General features: G+C 46.7%; 16 protein-coding genes. 7 read left to right on the plus strand and 9 right to left on the minus strand.

Annotation, left to right across the window (positions count from 1 at the left end; genetic code table 11):
• Window positions 1-39 precede the first annotated feature (39 nt).
• From VCHENC03_RS24225 to VCHENC03_RS24190, 8 genes are all read right to left on the minus strand, one after another.
• The gene (locus VCHENC03_RS24225) at window positions 40-1,785 is read right to left on the minus strand and encodes a sodium:solute symporter family transporter (RefSeq protein ID WP_009704221.1); all 1,746 of its coding nucleotides are present in this window, start codon (window positions 1,783-1,785) and stop codon (window positions 40-42) included.
• The gene (locus VCHENC03_RS24220; RefSeq protein WP_009704222.1) at window positions 1,778-2,773 is read right to left on the minus strand and encodes a nuclear transport factor 2 family protein; all 996 of its coding nucleotides are present in this window, start codon (window positions 2,771-2,773) and stop codon (window positions 1,778-1,780) included. The genes VCHENC03_RS24225 and VCHENC03_RS24220 overlap by 8 nt, the downstream gene beginning before the upstream one ends.
• A 49-nt stretch (window positions 2,774-2,822) precedes the next feature.
• Complete coding sequence (locus tag VCHENC03_RS24215) at window positions 2,823-3,797, minus strand: nuclear transport factor 2 family protein (protein WP_032801960.1); 975 nt, start codon at window positions 3,795-3,797, stop codon at window positions 2,823-2,825.
• A 533-nt stretch (window positions 3,798-4,330) separates the two neighbouring features.
• A complete protein-coding gene (locus VCHENC03_RS24210) occupies window positions 4,331-5,611 on the minus strand; it encodes a TRAP transporter large permease (RefSeq protein WP_009704225.1) in 1,281 nt (426 codons plus the stop codon).
• The gene (locus VCHENC03_RS24205) at window positions 5,608-6,171 is read right to left on the minus strand and encodes a TRAP transporter small permease (RefSeq protein WP_009704226.1); all 564 of its coding nucleotides are present in this window, start codon (window positions 6,169-6,171) and stop codon (window positions 5,608-5,610) included. The genes VCHENC03_RS24210 and VCHENC03_RS24205 overlap by 4 nt, the downstream gene beginning before the upstream one ends.
• 57 nt (window positions 6,172-6,228) lie before the next feature.
• Window positions 6,229-7,224 (minus strand): TRAP transporter substrate-binding protein, encoded by a 996-nt coding sequence (locus VCHENC03_RS24200; protein WP_009704227.1) that lies wholly within the window; start codon window positions 7,222-7,224, stop codon window positions 6,229-6,231.
• A 268-nt stretch (window positions 7,225-7,492) separates the two neighbouring features.
• Window positions 7,493-8,449, minus strand: a complete 957-nt coding sequence (locus VCHENC03_RS24195; RefSeq protein ID WP_032801961.1) for a LacI family DNA-binding transcriptional regulator — start codon at window positions 8,447-8,449, stop codon at window positions 7,493-7,495.
• Window positions 8,450-8,599: 150 nt separating this feature from the next.
• Window positions 8,600-9,349 carry an HpcH/HpaI aldolase family protein gene (locus tag VCHENC03_RS24190; RefSeq protein WP_009704229.1) on the minus strand — a complete coding sequence of 250 codons (750 nt, stop codon included), beginning with the start codon at window positions 9,347-9,349 and terminating at the stop codon, window positions 8,600-8,602.
• A 289-nt stretch (window positions 9,350-9,638) separates the two neighbouring features.
• Between VCHENC03_RS24190 and hisD the strand changes: the two genes are divergently transcribed.
• The 4 genes from hisD to VCHENC03_RS24170 all read left to right on the plus strand — a co-directional run bounded on the left by hisD (window position 9,639) and on the right by VCHENC03_RS24170 (window position 13,457).
• Window positions 9,639-10,931 (plus strand): histidinol dehydrogenase, encoded by a 1,293-nt coding sequence (hisD, locus tag VCHENC03_RS24185; protein ID WP_009704230.1) that lies wholly within the window; start codon window positions 9,639-9,641, stop codon window positions 10,929-10,931.
• 1 nt (window position 10,932) lies between these two features.
• Window positions 10,933-11,667, plus strand: a complete 735-nt coding sequence (locus VCHENC03_RS24180; protein WP_009704231.1) for an SDR family NAD(P)-dependent oxidoreductase — start codon at window positions 10,933-10,935, stop codon at window positions 11,665-11,667.
• A 64-nt stretch (window positions 11,668-11,731) separates the two neighbouring features.
• Window positions 11,732-12,736, plus strand: a complete 1,005-nt coding sequence (locus VCHENC03_RS24175; RefSeq protein WP_032801962.1) for a cupin — start codon at window positions 11,732-11,734, stop codon at window positions 12,734-12,736.
• Between the two features lies 1 nt (window position 12,737).
• Entirely contained in the window at window positions 12,738-13,457 is a 720-nt protein-coding gene (locus VCHENC03_RS24170) for an alpha/beta fold hydrolase (RefSeq protein WP_009704233.1), read from the plus strand.
• A gap of 100 nt (window positions 13,458-13,557) precedes the next feature.
• Here the strand turns inward: VCHENC03_RS24170 and VCHENC03_RS24165 are convergent, their stop codons facing one another.
• Window positions 13,558-14,019 carry a DUF417 family protein gene (locus VCHENC03_RS24165; RefSeq protein WP_009704234.1) on the minus strand — a complete coding sequence of 154 codons (462 nt, stop codon included), beginning with the start codon at window positions 14,017-14,019 and terminating at the stop codon, window positions 13,558-13,560.
• Between the two features lie 131 nt (window positions 14,020-14,150).
• Between VCHENC03_RS24165 and VCHENC03_RS24160 the strand changes: the two genes are divergently transcribed.
• The 3 genes from VCHENC03_RS24160 (at window position 14,151) to VCHENC03_RS24150 (ending at window position 16,731) form a co-directional block, all read left to right on the plus strand.
• Window positions 14,151-14,627, plus strand: coding sequence for a GNAT family N-acetyltransferase (locus VCHENC03_RS24160; RefSeq protein ID WP_009704235.1), 477 nt, complete (start codon window positions 14,151-14,153; stop codon window positions 14,625-14,627).
• On the plus strand, window positions 14,624-15,103 hold the full coding sequence (locus VCHENC03_RS24155; RefSeq protein WP_198158271.1) for a GNAT family N-acetyltransferase: 480 nt from the start codon (window positions 14,624-14,626) through the stop codon (window positions 15,101-15,103). Before VCHENC03_RS24160 ends, VCHENC03_RS24155 begins: the two co-directional genes overlap by 4 nt.
• 209 nt (window positions 15,104-15,312) lie before the next feature.
• Window positions 15,313-16,731, plus strand: coding sequence for an SLC13 family permease (locus VCHENC03_RS24150; RefSeq protein WP_009704237.1), 1,419 nt, complete (start codon window positions 15,313-15,315; stop codon window positions 16,729-16,731).
• Window positions 16,732-16,733: the final 2 nt, after the last annotated feature.

A 16,733-nucleotide genomic window follows, 5' to 3' on the forward strand; every position in this document is an offset into this window, starting at 1 on the left:
CCCGTAAATAGTACGGGGCTTTACAGGGACAACCATGCGTTAAGAAGGGTCGATACCTTTGATACTTTCGACTTTCTCTTTCTTCGTTTTCTTCAAAGAGTAGACGGCGTAACCAGCAACACCCATTGCGACGAAGATAGAACAACCACGCATAAAGTTAATTAACATAGGCGCGTCGTCAGTAAAGGCGTTGATTCCCCAAAGCATTACGAGTGAGAACACAAACATAACAAGTAAGCCGTAACACGGAGCATCGATTTTACCAGGAACAACGTACCATCCATCTTGCTTGATTGGTTTATTCAGACGAGCGTACTCCGCTTGCTGGCCTTTCAGTGTGTAAAGGTGCATTTCATCTTGTTTACCCGTCAGAAGAAGGCTGGCGACATAAGCGACAACGGCATTCACAATCACGCCAATCACGCAGTACCAAGGCCACGCAATATCGGTCGCAACGGCCACATACCAAATCACCAAGAAGCTAGCGGCAACACCAATTAATAAGCCTTTTTCCGTAATGTGTTTTGAATAGAAACCAAGGACAAACATACAGAAGCTCGCACCGACAAAGTAAGAGCCTGCCTTACTCAGCACTTCCAACACAGAGCCTGTGCTGGTGGCAAACATTATCGCTGGGATGATGACCAAAATCGCCCACGCAACCGTGAAGAAGCGCGATACTTTCAAGTAGTGCTCTTCCGATTCGTTTTGTTTGTAGAAGCGCTTGTAGAAGTCAGCCACTGACACCGTCGCCATTGAGTTAAAGGCGGAATCAAGACTCGACATACTTGCCGCAAGAATGGCTGCAGCAATGATGCCCATCAAGCCTGGCATTCCATATTCACTCGCATAATGAAGAATGATGGTGTTGCCATTTTCAAACTCTTTACCGTCGTAATAAGCGTTGAACAGTACGCCCAGCAAGATAAAAACAAAGTAAATAAAGAAGGCCACGTAGCCCATCATCAACATTGCCTTTTTCGCATCGCCCATGTTTTTAGCAGCCATACAGCGTTGTACCATCATTTGGTTACCGCCATACACGGTGGTGTGGAACATCGTCATTGCGATAACGCCAGCCCATACAGTCGTTACTTGGCTTAGGTCAAAACTTGTCTGTAGGGCATCTGTCATTCCTTTCGCTTTGAGTTCTGCCATGACCTCCGTCATTGGGGCAGGCATGCCATTCCATACGGCTTCAATGATGATGAATGCGCCAATAAACAAGATCACTGCTTGAATCACATCAGTCCAAATGACGGCCGCGATACCGCCCATTACGGTGTAGATAAGAGCAATTGCAGTGACGATCATGATGCAGTACATCACGTCGATACCAGTAATGAACTCTAAAATCATTGCTGTCGCATAGAGTACGGCTGCTGAGCTCAATGCTTGTTTGATAAGGAAGATAAACGACAATGTCAGTCGTGAAGCCTTGCCGAAGCGTCGCTCTTGATACTCGTAGATAGAGGTTAAACCGTTATTGTAGAAAAACGGCATAAATACAGCCACGATGAAGAAGATCACGAGAGGGTAATTGAGGTGAATCGCGATAACCGACAGACCTTCTTTGTATGACCAAGCCGGCCCACCAAGAAACGACATGGCACTGACGTAAGTACAAACGACTGAAATACCGATAGCCCACCAAGGGATATTTTTGTCACCCAAGGCGAATTGGCTCGCAGAAGTCACTCGCTTACCAATTACCGCGCCCAGTACTAACGTTAGGGCGATGTATCCGCCAAGGATGCTCCAGTTAAGTACGCCAAACTCATGCATAATTAGGTCCTTCTAACTGTTCTTTCATTTGTGCAAATACGTCATAACCAAGTTGCAGTAGGATATGAACGATGTCGATCGCCACCCAGTTTTCCTTCAGTAAATCGCCTTCGCGTCGCCAAATATCCATAACGCGAAGTTCGATGTGTTTTCCTGTCGGAGCAAGACCGAGCCAGCCACTGTGACCAGTATGAGTACCGTGCATATGCGGCCAGCCTCCAGTGGATACGTAGTCATTTTTGGCCAAAAAATTGACCTCAATATCGACACTTCGATCAGGGAAGGCGAACACGAATGGTGCTTGGTGGTGGTTACGGAAACCTTTGATGCCGCGCGTAGTGCCAATACCTGCTGGGCCGTACCACATAAAGTCACTGTGCCAGTAGTTTTCTAAATCCATCGAGAAGAGATCTTGACCATCAAAACGACCCAAGCAAGACAACATATCTTCGACTAATTGTGCGCTCTTCTCACTTTCTTTCAGAGACACAACAGAATGTTGGATACCGTTTGACGTCGCAGGAGAAGGGACTAAGCCATCGTGGCCTAGGCTCTTTCTAAGAGGGTTGCTGCCAGCTTGATTCATCGCATCGATGAAGTCTGGAATCATGTATGATTCGGTGATTTGGTCGTTCTCCACACACACCATTTCGGTGTAACGTAAGTAGAGTGTTTTCCCTGTTGCAGGGATGCCAAACAGTGGCTGTTCAAACGTACCGATAAAGTAACCAGTAGAGTTGTACCAAGTGCGGCCTTCGTATTCGCCGTGCATCACAATCATTGGTCGGCGCTCGGCATCAGGTAAAGCATTAACAAGTGGTGAGAGGAAAGATTCGTGGGTTGCATCTGGGCCATTGAGATCGTTCACAGGGTGCGCCACGCACCATTTTACGTCAGGGTTCAAAGCTTGCAGAGCAGCCTGTTTTTGCTCTTTATCTGCGGCGTTGAAGTAGTTCTGGTAGAACTGTTCGATGATGTTGAGTGACATATTGCTTCCTTACTGTCTGTGATTTGAATGAATAGTGTTTAATCAGCCGTTAGCCTTGCTGTAGCAGGATTTGCTTCCAGATTGCGGTCTCGTCAAACAAAGTGAATTCGCGACGAAGACCCCAAGGGCCAAACTCAGCGTGGCTGATCCCCATGATGTAAACCTCTTTCCCCGAAGGCTTACCAAACATCCCATACCCTTCATGCTTACCGTGCAAAGACCATCTGATTGCAGCGCGTGGTGACATCATGTCGTCATCTCGGCCGATACGATGGTGAACGGAAAATTGAGCATTAGGAAAGGACGCGCGAAGTGCCATCCAAAAATGGTCGACTTCCGAGTGTGATAGGGCAGTTTGACCGCCAGTGTATTCGCCGATACAAGCGCGATCGTATTCTTTTGGTACGGTAGAGAACTCGGCGTTCATAAGACTTCTTAGAATCGCTTCGTAGCGTTGGCCGTATTCATTGTCATTGCCTACGCCCAAATAGGGACCTGGAATATCGGCTTTAGGTGTGAATGGAAATGGGCTCGATTCCACGCCACCCTCGAATTCGATTTGCTGGCGTGCAAATTCTTCTGATGTCATGCCTAATTGCTTCGCGATATCGGCTTGATCGCGAACCAACCATTCGTCATTGATTTGGTTATTAATAGCGTGGCAGTCCGCGATAATGCGGAAACGAAGCTTGCGGTTCGAAGCTTGTCCATAGAAGCCGTTTCCGCTGTGCGTTGCGGTAGAGATGATTCGATGAGAAGAAAGCATGCCTTGCTCCGGCGTACCAGACCAAATGATATCTTCGCCATAGAGAGTTCGATCCGGAAATTCTGCAAGCGTCGCCATCGTAGCACTGATGACCCCTTCGTTTCCTTGGACGATAGAGAGTGGAGTGCGAACAACAATGTCAGGAGAGTAGTAGTGTTCCAAGGTGTTCAAACCTCGATCTTCCCAAATCTCTTTTGTGATACCAAGAATGTAGTCGGGAAAGTCACGCCACTTTTCATCGAAGCCAACCATGGCCATAAATCACCTCCTGAGTTGAATAGTTATGTATTGGATTAAAATTGATTACGTATCCAAAATTAACTCATGTTGCAAACTTGTCAATGGATTGTTTGTGTGGTGTGTAAATAGCGTGCTGATGATCAGATTTTTAACAATTGATCGAAAAATAAACACAATAAATGTGGTGTTGTAAGAAAAGTCTGACCTTTGTTGAGTGAATTTATAGGCAAGATTAAGATGCATTTTTTGTATGAATTTCTTTCTAATACTCTGTTTTTAATAATTTAACTTGAATGGTTGTGTTTACTTTAAAGAAATGGTTAGAGCAATCAGTACTTAAGATGCTTTTTGTTATCGCTCTATGGGAACCTTCGTTATTTTTCTCTGTTTTGGTGCAAGTCTTGCCAAAATGAGACAAGAGTGAGAGTGAATTGCATACGAATGCTAAGTGCTATAAAGCGGCCACTAGCGCCTGTAAAAACAAAAAGAGCCACTAGAAAGGTACATACCTAGTGGCTGGAGAAATTATTACGGGCCTATGAGGTTTGGGGTCAGGATAAAAGCGCAGGCAGCGATAGAGAGATGGCAGGGATGAAGGTAATCAACATCAAGGCCACTATCATTGCTCCAATCCAGCCCATAATGGCTTTAGAGAGCGATTCTATTGGTACTTTGCCTACCTGACTTGCCATAAACAGGTTGGCACCCAGAGGAGGCGTAACAAAGCCAATGGCCAAGTTCACGATCATTACGATACCAAAATGAACGGGGTCCATGCCGAGTGCTGACATAATGGGTAGCAGAATTGGTGTGAGAATAACAATGGCCGCCAGCGTTTCCATGAAGGTACCGACAAGCAACAACAGAACATTGATGCAAAGCAGTATCAGCAGTTTATTTTCGGTAATCGATAGAATGAACTGAGCGATCTCGGTTGGTAGACGTTCTAGCGTCAATATACGGCCAAACGTCACGGACGCCCCCACAATGACGAGCACAGCGCCAACTAACAGTGACGATTCTAGAATGATTTTCACCACTTGCGCTGGTTTGAGTTCTTTATAAACAAACATGCCAAAGAACAAGCCATAGAGCACACCAATGGCGGCTGATTCGGTAGGCGTGAAAATGCCGGAATAGATGCCACCGAGAATGATAACGGGTAGTAGCATTGCCCAACTGGCTTCTTTTAGCGCATCAAGACGCTCTGCCCAAGTCGCTTTGCGCTCGTTACCTGTGTAGCCCCGCATTTTGGAGACAATTAGACAGTAGCCGATCAATACCATACCGACGACCAAGCCAGGAATGATGCCCGCCATGAACATCTTGGTGACCGAGACTTCAGCTGTGATCGCGTAGACGATCATCACCACAGAGGGTGGAATAATGACGCCAATCCCGCCGGAAGAGGCGATCAAGGCACCGGCAAAGCTGCGGTCGTAGCCTTTCTTCACCATAGAGGGAATCATCGTCAGGCCGATAGCGGCAACGGTGGCAGACCCTGTACCAGAGATGGAAGCGAAGAACATGCACGCCACGATGGCGACGATGCCAAGCCCACCAGTAAAGTGGCCAAAGAAGACCTCCGCCACATGCAATAATCGTTTTGAGATCCCTCCTTGGCTCATGAGGTTGCCTGCCAAGGTAAAAAGAACGACGGCGAGGAGAGGGAAGGAGTCGAGCCCTGTCACCAAGCCTTGTACTAAAAACTCGATGTTAAGGAATGGCAGGCTTAATATCGCTACCATACTGGCTGCCGCCAGAGCAATGCCGACAGGAACGCCAATGAGCAGAAGCAGGCCAAAGCTGCCAAATAAAAGTGCAGATGTCATGCGTTAAGCTCCAATAGTCGGTTAGAAGTACGATACTTGGCTTTAAGATGGCGATAGCGTTGGCGTGAAAAGCGTATCCGTTCGCTGGTATTCGAAAGAGCGCGAGTGCGTTGATAAATGCTGGTTACCAAGCGCACGCAGCTTAAGATTGCGCAAACCAAAACGGACGCATACAGGCAAGCAATAGGTATTTCCATTGCGGGAGCAATCTGACCGAGTTGCAGGCTGCGGTTGATAACCTTAAATCCAAACCAAGCGACAGTGGCACTAAAGGCAAGGTAGATAAGATCAGAGACAATTAAGCTGAATTGTGTCCAATTGCCCGGGAGTTTGTCGATGAACACACGAATGCGGATGTGTCGATCATCTCGGATACAGTAGCTGATGCTCAGGTACATCGCCCATACGAATAAATAACGAGCCAACTCTTCAGCCCACGCGATCGTTGCGTCAAATAGGCGTAGTGCGATTTGCAAGCACAGTAAAGTTGTCATCGTCGAGATCGCGATAACGATAAGGGTAGGTTCTAGGTATTTGTCTAGTAAGCGAAACCACTTCATATTCACCTCCAAAACGGAAAGCACGACCTGTTTCCAGATCGTGCAAAAGAGTGGGAGTTATAGGCGTTCTATCTCGGCAATCACGTTGTCAAACAAGTCTTCACCTGTCTTGCTACGCAGATCTTGGTACACGGCTGCATTCATTTTTTCTTTCATGATGCTGCGCACGTCATCTGGGACGATGTTAACCGTCATGCCTTTCGCTTCGAGATCTTTGATCACTTCTTGATTTTGCTTAGCGGCGAGCTCGCGCTGCTTAGCGATGGTTTCTTTGCTTACTTCACTGATCAGCGCCTGTTGTTCTGCAGGCAGTGAATCCCAAAACGATTTGTTCATGAACAGCACGTAGTTGGTGTAAATGTGGTTAGTCAAAGAGAGGTACTTCTGCGCTTCATAAAAGCGTTCGGCATAAATCGAATAGATGCCGCTTTCTTGAGCGTTAATCAGACCTTGTTGGAGCGAGGTAAATATTTCACCCCAAGAGAGAGGCGTTGGTGCGGTACCCACGGATTTCCAAGCACTGATCTGGGTTGGGTTCGACGCAGAACGAATCTTCAGCCCTTTCAAATCTTCAACGCTGTCTATCGGTTGTTTGTTATTAGTCACGCTACGAAAGCCGACCTCCATGAAGCCCAAGCCGTGAAAGCCCTTTGATTCCATTGCATTCAACAATGGTTGTCCGATCTTCTCGCTGTCGAGCGCTTTGTGTGCTTGCTCTTCGCTATCAAAAAGGTAGAACACGTCGAGCACGTTAAATTCTGGGACATAGGGAGAGAGTAAAACAGACGCTCCAAACGTCATCTGTAAGTTGCCTTGCTGCACAAGTTCCGTGGTCTCACGCACATCGCCCAGTTGTCTCGCCGGGTAGATTTCGACCTCTATCTCACCGTTTGAGCGTGCTTCCACTTCTTGTTCGAAATAGAGCATTGCTTTGTGTACCGGAGACGTTTCTTGGCTGTCGTGAGCAAGACGAATAACATTGCTTGCAAACGTATTCATGCTGCTAAGTGCGAATACCAGTGCGGTAAGCGAAGTTATGATTGCTTTCTTCATCGTTCTTCCTTGTTTATGGTATGACCTGCCATAGGCATTCGTCGGCAAGACACACTACTTGTTATGTTTTTATAAATTAATTGAGCAATTCATATCCATTTTGCATACGAATCCAAAATAAAACATTCAAGTAACAAGTCAATAACAAGGTCAGAAAATTGAAGCAGAATTGAATAATGATTGGCTAAAATTTAATCGCGCTCACAGAAAAATGCCCCGCTCGAAAGCTGGGCATTTTGTTTATTAGGAATGAATAAATATGAATTTATTAAAGGGTGCTGCTGCGTTCGATCAAGGTGCCTTGTTCGAGAAGATACTCACCCGTTGCGTCCTGATTGCCATTGATGCGGTTCATCAGATCTTCAACTGCGCGCTGAACAATTTTGTCGACGGGTTGAGCGATGGTCGTCAGATCATAACTAGGCCAAGCAGACATCGGAATGTTATCCACGCCCATCACGGAGAAGTCTTGAGGGACCTTTGCTCCGGCTTGGCGTAAACCATCCATCACACCCATGGCGAGGATGTCGTTTGCACAGAAAATCGCGTCGGGTTTACTGGTATGCGACAAGATTTCTTTCGCCGCTTCTAGGCCAGCTTCAAAACTGTATTTAGCTTGAATAAAGGTCGGGGATGGAGCGCTGAGCTCTTGCAGCTTTGAAGAGAAGCCAAGCCAGCGCTCTTCACTGGTCATTGAACCTGCATCACCACTGATGTAAGCGCATTGTTTTGCGCCTTTCTGTGTTAAATACTCGGCTGCTTGTTGGCCCGCTAATCGGTTATCAATACCAGAGCTGTTGGCATTAATGCCTTCGGCATAACGGTTGATCAGGCTTAAGTGAACGCCAAATTTTTCACATTGGGCAAACGCGCGTGAGGTCAAACGGCTGGTGGCGATAACGAGCCCGTCTACTTGATACTCAATAGCACGAGAAATGGCGAGATCGAGGTCGTCCTTGTCGATAGGACAAAGCACGACTTGTCCGCCACGCTTTTGAATTTCGACTGCCAAAGCACGAGATTGCATGTCGTACATTGGGTTTGATTCGCTATCTAGCGCAATCGCCACCAGACCCGAGCGATTCGAAATCAGGCTTCGTGCGATTGCGTTCGGTGTGTATCCGAGCTTAGCTGCGGCATCCATCACCATTTTGCGTTTCTTCTCGCTAATACTCGCGGTTGGGCTAAATGCCCGAGATACCGTCGATTGAGAGACGCCGAGCATCTTCGCGACGTCTATCGAAGTTACTTTCGCTTTAATGGTGATACTCCTTATATAAGGTCATTGGACCTTTCCATACGTGATGAGTGTATGGGCTAGGGGATTTATGTGTCTAGAGCATTACATTGATAAGGCGTAAATATCAGAGAAAACTCAAGAATTCATCACATTTCTCTCTTGTTTAAAGCCATCAATGATCATTTTGTGTTCAGACCCAACGCAAAAGAAGCTAACGCCGAGTTCACGCCATTCCCGAGCTTGTTGAGCTGTGGCGACAAACATGCCAACAGGTTTATTGGCTGCTTTGGCCGCTTCGATTACTCGCATACTTGTTTGCGCGACTTTTTCGTCATGAACGCTATCTGCCCCATAAGCGACAGTGAGATCGACTTGGCCAATAAAGAGTGCATCAATACCTTCAACATTGGCAATCGCTTCAACATTTTCGACCCCTTGAGGATCTTCAATTTGGGCAATGACAATCGTATTCGCACAGCTGTCTTTCAAGTGTTCAACCATGGGTTTAGTGGCGTATTTCGCTGCTCGACTGGAACCAGCATACCCTCGGCCACCTTCTCCGTAATGGCAGATTTTCGCCAATTGCGTCGCTTGCTCAGCAGTACAAACATGGGGAATTTGTACACCCGCCGCGCCACAGTCAAGCGCGTTCAAAATGGTTGAAGGGGCGCTGTCTTGTACTCGTACCACGCACGCGAGGTCATTCGCTCTGGCCGCCATGATGCACAGATCAAGCGAGGAACGATCGAAAGGTGCGTGCTCTGCATCCAGTGCCACAAAAGGCAACTCTGCCAGTGCCAATACTTCGATAATGTGAGGGTGAGGGGTTTTAACAAATGTACCTAATAGCGTTTCTTGATTCAGACGTTGCTTAAAATTGCTCATGATTTTCTCCTTTGCAAAGGTATGCAAAAACTAACATGGTGAAATGTAAATGATGAGTGAAAATGATGTGATCTAAAACTCATTTTTGATTAAAAAGTAAACTTCGCCAAAGTCGAAATCACTTTCTTTTGCCTGTTTAAATTAGTTAATACAATGGCTTAAAGGTGGTTTTTGTTGTTTGTTGACTTAACTTGTCAAATGTTAATTAAGTGTTTAATCTGATTTTGCATTCGTATCCAAAAGCATAAAAATAACCGTTCGTCAGCCTCAATGTTCAAGGAGAAACCCAATGGCACGCATTTTAAAAAACGGAATCACTGAAGAAGCATCAGCATCAAACGACGCAAAAGTGCGTCAGATTGTCGAAAACATTCTTGGTGATATTGAATCGAAGGGTGATAGCGCTGTACGTGAGTTGTCTGAAAAGTTTGATAACTGGTCGCCGGAGCAATTCCGCCTATCAGAAGAGCAAATCCAAGCCTGTGTGGATGCGCTTGATGAATCGACTCGACACGATATCGAGTTCGCTCAACAACAAGTTCGAAACTTTGCTCAAATTCAACGTGACTCAATGAAAGACGTCGAAGTAGAAACCATGCCTGGTGTGGTACTGGGGCATAAGAATATTCCAGTGAACAGCGTCGGTTGTTACATCCCTGGCGGTAAGTACCCATTGGTTGCATCTGCTCACATGAGTGTACTGACGGCGAAAGTAGCCGGCGTAAAACGTGTTATTGCTTGTGCGCCTCCGTTTAATGGTCAGCCAAATGTCGCGATTGTCGCTGCGATGGCAATGGCGGGTGCGGATGAAATCTACTGCTTCGGTGGTGTTCAGGCGGTAGGTTCAATGGCATTGGGTACGGAGACTATTGCACCAGTCGATATGATTGTAGGGCCGGGTAACGCATTTGTGGCAGAGGCGAAACGTCAGTTGTTTGGTCGCGTTGGTATCGATTTGTTTGCAGGCCCAACGGAAACCTTAGTCATTGCTGATGAGAAAGGCTGTGACCCAGAATTGGCAGCGGCGGACTTGCTTGGTCAGGCCGAGCACGGTTACAACTCTCCCGCTGTCTTGTTGACCAACAGCGAGACATTTGCACAAGAGACCATCAAAGAGATTGAACGTCAGTTAACTATTCTTCCAACGGCGGAAGTTGCGGGTAAAGCGTGGGCAGATTACGGACAAGTGATCGTATGTGATAGTTACGAAGAAATGGTGGAAGTGGCAGACGATATCGCTTCTGAACACGTTCAAGTGATGACGGAAGATCCTAAATATTTCCTAGATAACATGACCAACTACGGTGCCTTATTCCTAGGTCGTGAAACCAACGTTTCTTACGGCGATAAATGTATTGGTACCAACCATACACTGCCAACGAAGAAAGCGGCGCGATACACCGGTGGTCTTTGGGTAGGTAAGTTCATCAAGACTTGTACTTATCAGCGTGTAACGGAAGCTGCGTCTTTAAAAGTCGGTGAATACTGCTCTCGCTTGTGTGCACTAGAAGGCTTTGCAGGTCACAAAGAACAAGCGGATATTCGTGTACGCCGTTATAAAGGCAAAGTGGAAGAGGCGTAATATGTCGAAACTTGCCTTAGTAACAGGCGGCAGTGGCGGACTTGGTGCCGCCATTTGTCGCAAGCTAGCTGAATCTGGATATCGTGTAATTCTGACTTACAACAGTAATCAGAAAGCAGCCGACGACGTGCTTTCTTCGTTACCACGTAACGAACATTTGGCATGCAAACTGAACGTGGCAGATTCGGGTGAGATCGAGCAGCTTAAACATCAAGTCAGTGAAATGAGCGACAAGCTAGATTTGTTGGTCAATTGTGCGGGGATGACGAAGTTCGTCGCGCATGCCGATCTGCAAAGTTTGGATGACCAACTATTTGATCAAATTTTCCAAGTGAACGTCCGTGCGCCTTTTGCCATGGTTCGTGCGTTTGAGCCTTTGCTCAAGCAAGCCAATGGTTGTGTGGTGAACATTACTTCTATCGCGGCACAGACTGCGATGGGCAGTAACATTGCTTATTGCGCGAGTAAATCTGCCGCAGAAAACATGACTCGTTCTTTAGCTCGCGCTTTGTCTCCCGAGATTCGCGTTTTGGCTGTAGCGCCTGGGCTTGTCGACACCGAGTTTGTCAAAGGCTTGGACGATGCTTGGCGAAACCAACAAGAACAATCCACGCCGCTCAAGCGTTTAGCCAATGATGAAGAGGTTGCTCAAGCCGTGTACGCCGCGGCAGAGGTTCTGACCTTCTCGACAGGCAATACCATCGCGGTTGATGGCGGTCGACCTCTAGGACTGTAACTAACGCTCGGTTTGTAACTAACAATTCAAGGCTAGGTTCAAACAAGGACAACAAGGATTCCCTATGACTCTACAAACAAAAATGAATGACAATCTGGTCCGCTATATGGAGCTGATTCCGGGTACCAGTGCGTTTATCGACGCGCGTACACCTGGCAGTGATCTGAAAGATAACTTCTGCATTATTGGTGCAGGGGTGGCAGAGAGCAGCCGTCAACACGTTCATATTCGCGATACTGCGGGCTTTAACATTGGTGCAGCAGGCCAACCGCCGGGCATCAAAAACTCGTTGCACTCTCATCGTACCGCTGAGCTTTTCTTGGTTTTCAAAGGCCAATTCCGTTTTTATTGGGGGAATGATGGTGAACACGAGGCGGTGCTGTCTCATGGTGATGTCATCTCGATTCCAACCAATCTCTTCCGTGGTTTTGAGGTGGTTGGCCGCGATTACGGGTTTATGTTCTCGGTACTTGGCGGAGACGATTCAGGTGGCGGTGTTATTTGGCACCCAAACGTTATCAAAGACAGCCAAGGCCACGGCTTGTACTTGAAAGCGGATGGCACGTTGGTGGACACCATTGATGGCGATGCCGTGCCAAATGAGTCTGAGCTGATGCCACTTCTTACCAAAGAGGAGCTAGCCAAGTTCGATACTTACACCGCAGAAGAGATGATGCCGTTCGTCGCTCTGCAAAAAGATTATCATGCAATCAAAGGCGACTTCAGCGCTAGCAACGTCAAGCAATATGCGGTAACTGGTCACCCTTTATCGGGCTATGATTTCCAAGTTAAGAGTGAAGATGAAGTGAGCATTATGGCTTATGAGCTTTCTGAAGGAGGCTCGATTCCTCAACACTCTCGAGAAGAAAAACAAGTGCTGATCAATTTTGATGGTGATACTGAAGTGGTTCTCACGCATCAAGGCGAACAAGCGAATGTTGTTTTAACGCGCGGTGATGTGCTGAATGTTCCAGAAGGTGCGTCTTACTCGCTGACGAACTTGCGTGGTAATAGTTTGACGTATTGCATTCTTGGCTCTGATCAACCAAAGCCGTTGGCAGGAGCATAAGATGACGCAATCCACCTCACTCGTTTGGCTGCCCGGACTACTTTGTGATGGCACATTGTTTGAGGACATCAATCAAATGATGCCAAGTTGGGTCGCTCCGCAATGCCCGACACTGGCGTCAATGCCTTCAATGGAAGAGTTGGCGCAGAAAGTGTTGCAAGATGCACCGCAAGAGTTTGTGCTCGGTGGCTTATCGATGGGTGGGATTCTTGCTTTTGAGGTGTACCGCCAAGCGCCAGATAGAGTCAAAGGTTTGGTGCTAATGGACACTAACGCGGCGGATGAAAAGCCAGAGGTGACACAAAAGCGTGACGCGCTGGTTAGTCGAGCGTTAAGTGGCGAGTTTGAACGCATTACGCCTGATACTCTAATGACCGTGCTGATTCATCCAAGCCGTTTACAAGACAAAGCGTTAACTGAGCGTATAGAAGGCATGGCGATCAATGTGGGTTTGGAAGCGTTTGAAGCGCATGCCCAAGCCTTAGCAACTCGCCCAGATGCTCGACCTTTATTGGCGGATATTCAGGTGCCGACTTTGGTAATAACGGGTAAACAAGATCTGCTTTGTCCGATCGATAATCACTTTGAAATGGCGCGCCATATTAATGATGTTGCGTTGTACGTAATACCAGATTGCGGGCACCTCTCTTCGATGGAAGCGCCAGAAAAAGTGGCTCAGATTATCTCAAACTGGCTAGAGTTGAATCGAGCCAAATTCTAGTGTTTTACTCCGTTCTTAAATCTTTAAAGCCCTTCTAAACAAAAAGCGCCATATCGTCATGGCGCTTTCTTTTTTCTATCTCTAGATATTTTTCCTAAAACTAGGCGATAGCTGGCGTCAAACTTGGTTTGTTTCGCTCAACCACGCTGATTGAAATCGCTAGGAACAGAATGTCTTTCACAAGGAAAAAGTTCGCAATCAAGACACCGTCGGAAACTTTCCAAGTATTTGGTGTCGTAACTAGGAAGCTCAGTGTCGCGAGAAAGATAACGCTTGCAGCAATACCAGAGTAGTAAGCAACCGTTGGTTTTTTCAATCCAACCAAAAGGCCGAGTGCGACGATGATTTCGGTTAAGCCAATGATATTAGATACGGCTTGAACGGAAATGATGCCATATAGCCAAGACATGGCAGGGTGATTAACCACCAAAGGTTCAATTAATTTGGCTTCAGTTGGGGTGAATTTATAAATACCCAGCCAGATAAGAACAAGGGCAACGCCAAATACGCCAAGGTAGTAACCAAATTGTGTCGGTTTTTGGGAAACAGATGATGCATGCATAATAACTTCTCCTATAAAAGCATGTTTTCAAATGACCGACAGTTGAATTATAAAATTCTTGAATTTATGGTTATATAAAATAACTAATGTCTATATAGCAAAAAGACGAAGAATAAAAAGGATTGGCTTAGATGGAATTTATTCCTGTAGATTTATCACGTCATTTGGATTTGTGTATCGCGTTTCGAAAAGACGCTTATGAGGTCAGTTTTGGCCATCAGGATGGGTTTGATATTCAAGAAATCACTTCTTGGTTTCAATCGATCGTCAATGACAACGAAGCGGGATTCTTCCATGTCATTAAAGATGGTCAAATCATCGGGCAACTGGAGTGCCGACATCCGGTTTTGGACGATGAAGGGCTGCGATTTGGTTACATTAACCTGTTTTACTTGAAGCCAGAATTCCGCAATCAAGGGCTAGGGAAGCAGTTACAAGACTTCTTATTGAAGCGTTTTGTCGATGGTGGTTGTGCCTACGCCAGATTACGCTACATTCCAGGCAATGATGCTGGTGAACGTTTTTATCGAAAACATGGCTGGTATCCAGTGGGAGAGCCGAGTGGGCGAGGGCAACTCATGCAGATTGATTTATTGAGAGGCATTTGATGATTATCCGTGAATTTCGTGAGCAAGATGCCCCGATACTGTGGGCACTTTTCTACAACACGATCCGCAACATTAATCTTAGAGATTACACCGAGCAACAAGTGAAAGCTTGGGCGCCGGACGAATTTGATGCACAACTGTGGCTAAAGAAAATGACCGCTATCCAGCCTTTTGTGGCTGAGCTAGATGGCGTCATCGTTGGCTACAGCGATGTTCAGCCAAGTGGGTTAGTCGATCACTTTTTCTGCCATCATGAATACCAAGGGCAAGGTGTAGGACGTGCATTGATGACTCATGTAATCAAGCAAGCAGAAGCAAAAGGGCTGGACCGGATCTATTCAGAAGTGAGTATTACCGCTCGTCCTTTCTATGAGCACATGGGTTTTACTATTGTGAACGAGCAGCAAATCGAAGTCCGCGGTGCTACGTTAACCAACTATGTAATGGAAAGGCACTTAGACAAAAAGGATGTGTGATCAATAAATAATCCTCGCTCAATTAGTGAGCTTGAACACAGATACCGCATGTTTTCTGCGGTGAATAAGAGTTCATTGATCTAACACCAGAATTCCTCCTCAAAAGCGCGCGCATAATTTCTCTTCGGAGTGGCGAAAGGAAGCCAGTTAAAACAGCTCCTTACGTCAGTTATCTCACGGCAAACCATCTCAGGAAGAGAAGTAGTACTATGCGCCCTTATCTCAAATACATCATCCCAACGGTGATTCCTTTGCTCATTTTGCTGATGCCACTGTCAGCGTTTCCATTCGAAGGTATGACCATCATTCAGCAGCGCGTTATCGCGATATTTTTGCTCGCTGCACTTTGTTGGGTATTTGAACCGATCCCAATTTACGCCACCTCTGTGGTGATCATCGTGCTTGAGTTGTTGCTCGTTTCCAACAAGGGCATCATTTTCTTTCGGCTTGATGAGGGAGAGCCTCATTTTGGTGAGTTGCTGCAATACAGTGACATCATGGCGACGTTTGCCAGCCCAATCATCATGCTGTTCTTAGGCGGATTTTTCCTTGCGATGGCGGCAACCAAGTATCGATTGGATGTGAACTTAGCGCGCGTACTGCTTAAGCCGTTCGGACAAAATCCAAAATACGTCATGCTAGGCTTAATGCTGATTACGGCTATCTTCTCGATGTTCATGTCGAACACAGCAACGACGGCAATGATGTTGTCCATCTTGACGCCGGTCATCGCAGTGTTTGGCCCGAAAGATCCAGGACGCATTGCATTTGCCTTGTGTATCCCTGTCGCGGCAAATATCGGTGGTATTGGTACTCCAATTGGTACGCCACCAAACGCGATTGCGCTTAAATACCTAGTGGGTGACAACCTTATTACCTTCGGTGAATGGATGGTATTTGGCGTGCCGTTTGTCATTGTGATGATGGCACTAGCATGGTTCTTGATCGATTTTCTCTACAAAGCTGAGACGACCAAAATTGACCTCAACATCAAGAGTAAATTCTTGAAAACACCGAAAGCCATCATTGTGTACATCACGTTTGCGGGCACGATTCTGCTTTGGTTGATGGGCTCGGCGCACGGCATGAACTCTTACACGGTAGCGTTGATTCCGGTCGCGGTATTTTCACTGACGGGCATCATCAACAAAGAAGATCTTAAGAAGATTTCTTGGGATGTGCTTTGGTTGGTATCTGGCGGTATTGCGTTGGGTCTTGCACTAGACAAGACAGGTTTGGCAAAGCTGGTGGTTCACAGTATTCCATTTGATGAATTCTCGCCTTATGTGGTGCTGTTCGGTGCGGCGTTCTTATGTTTGCTGATGGCGAACTTTATGTCTCATACCGCGACAGCAAACTTGTTGATGCCAATTATGGCGGCGCTCGGCACCTCAATGGCATCGCTAACACCACTCGGTGGTGAAGTGACGTTGATTCTTGTGGTGACCTTTGCGGCATCGCTTGGTATGTCTCTGCCAATCAGTACGCCACCAAACGCGTTGGCGCACGCTACAGGCCATGTACAAAGCAATCAAATGGCGCGCGTTGGTGTCTTGTTAGGTGTGGTTGGTGTGTTGTTGAGTTTCTTGATGGTGTGGATCCTTCACACCGTAGGGCACATCGGTTAAGC

It is taken from the genome of Vibrio sp. HENC-03, assembly GCF_000305755.2.
GTDB lineage: Bacteria > Pseudomonadota > Gammaproteobacteria > Enterobacterales > Vibrionaceae > Vibrio > Vibrio owensii.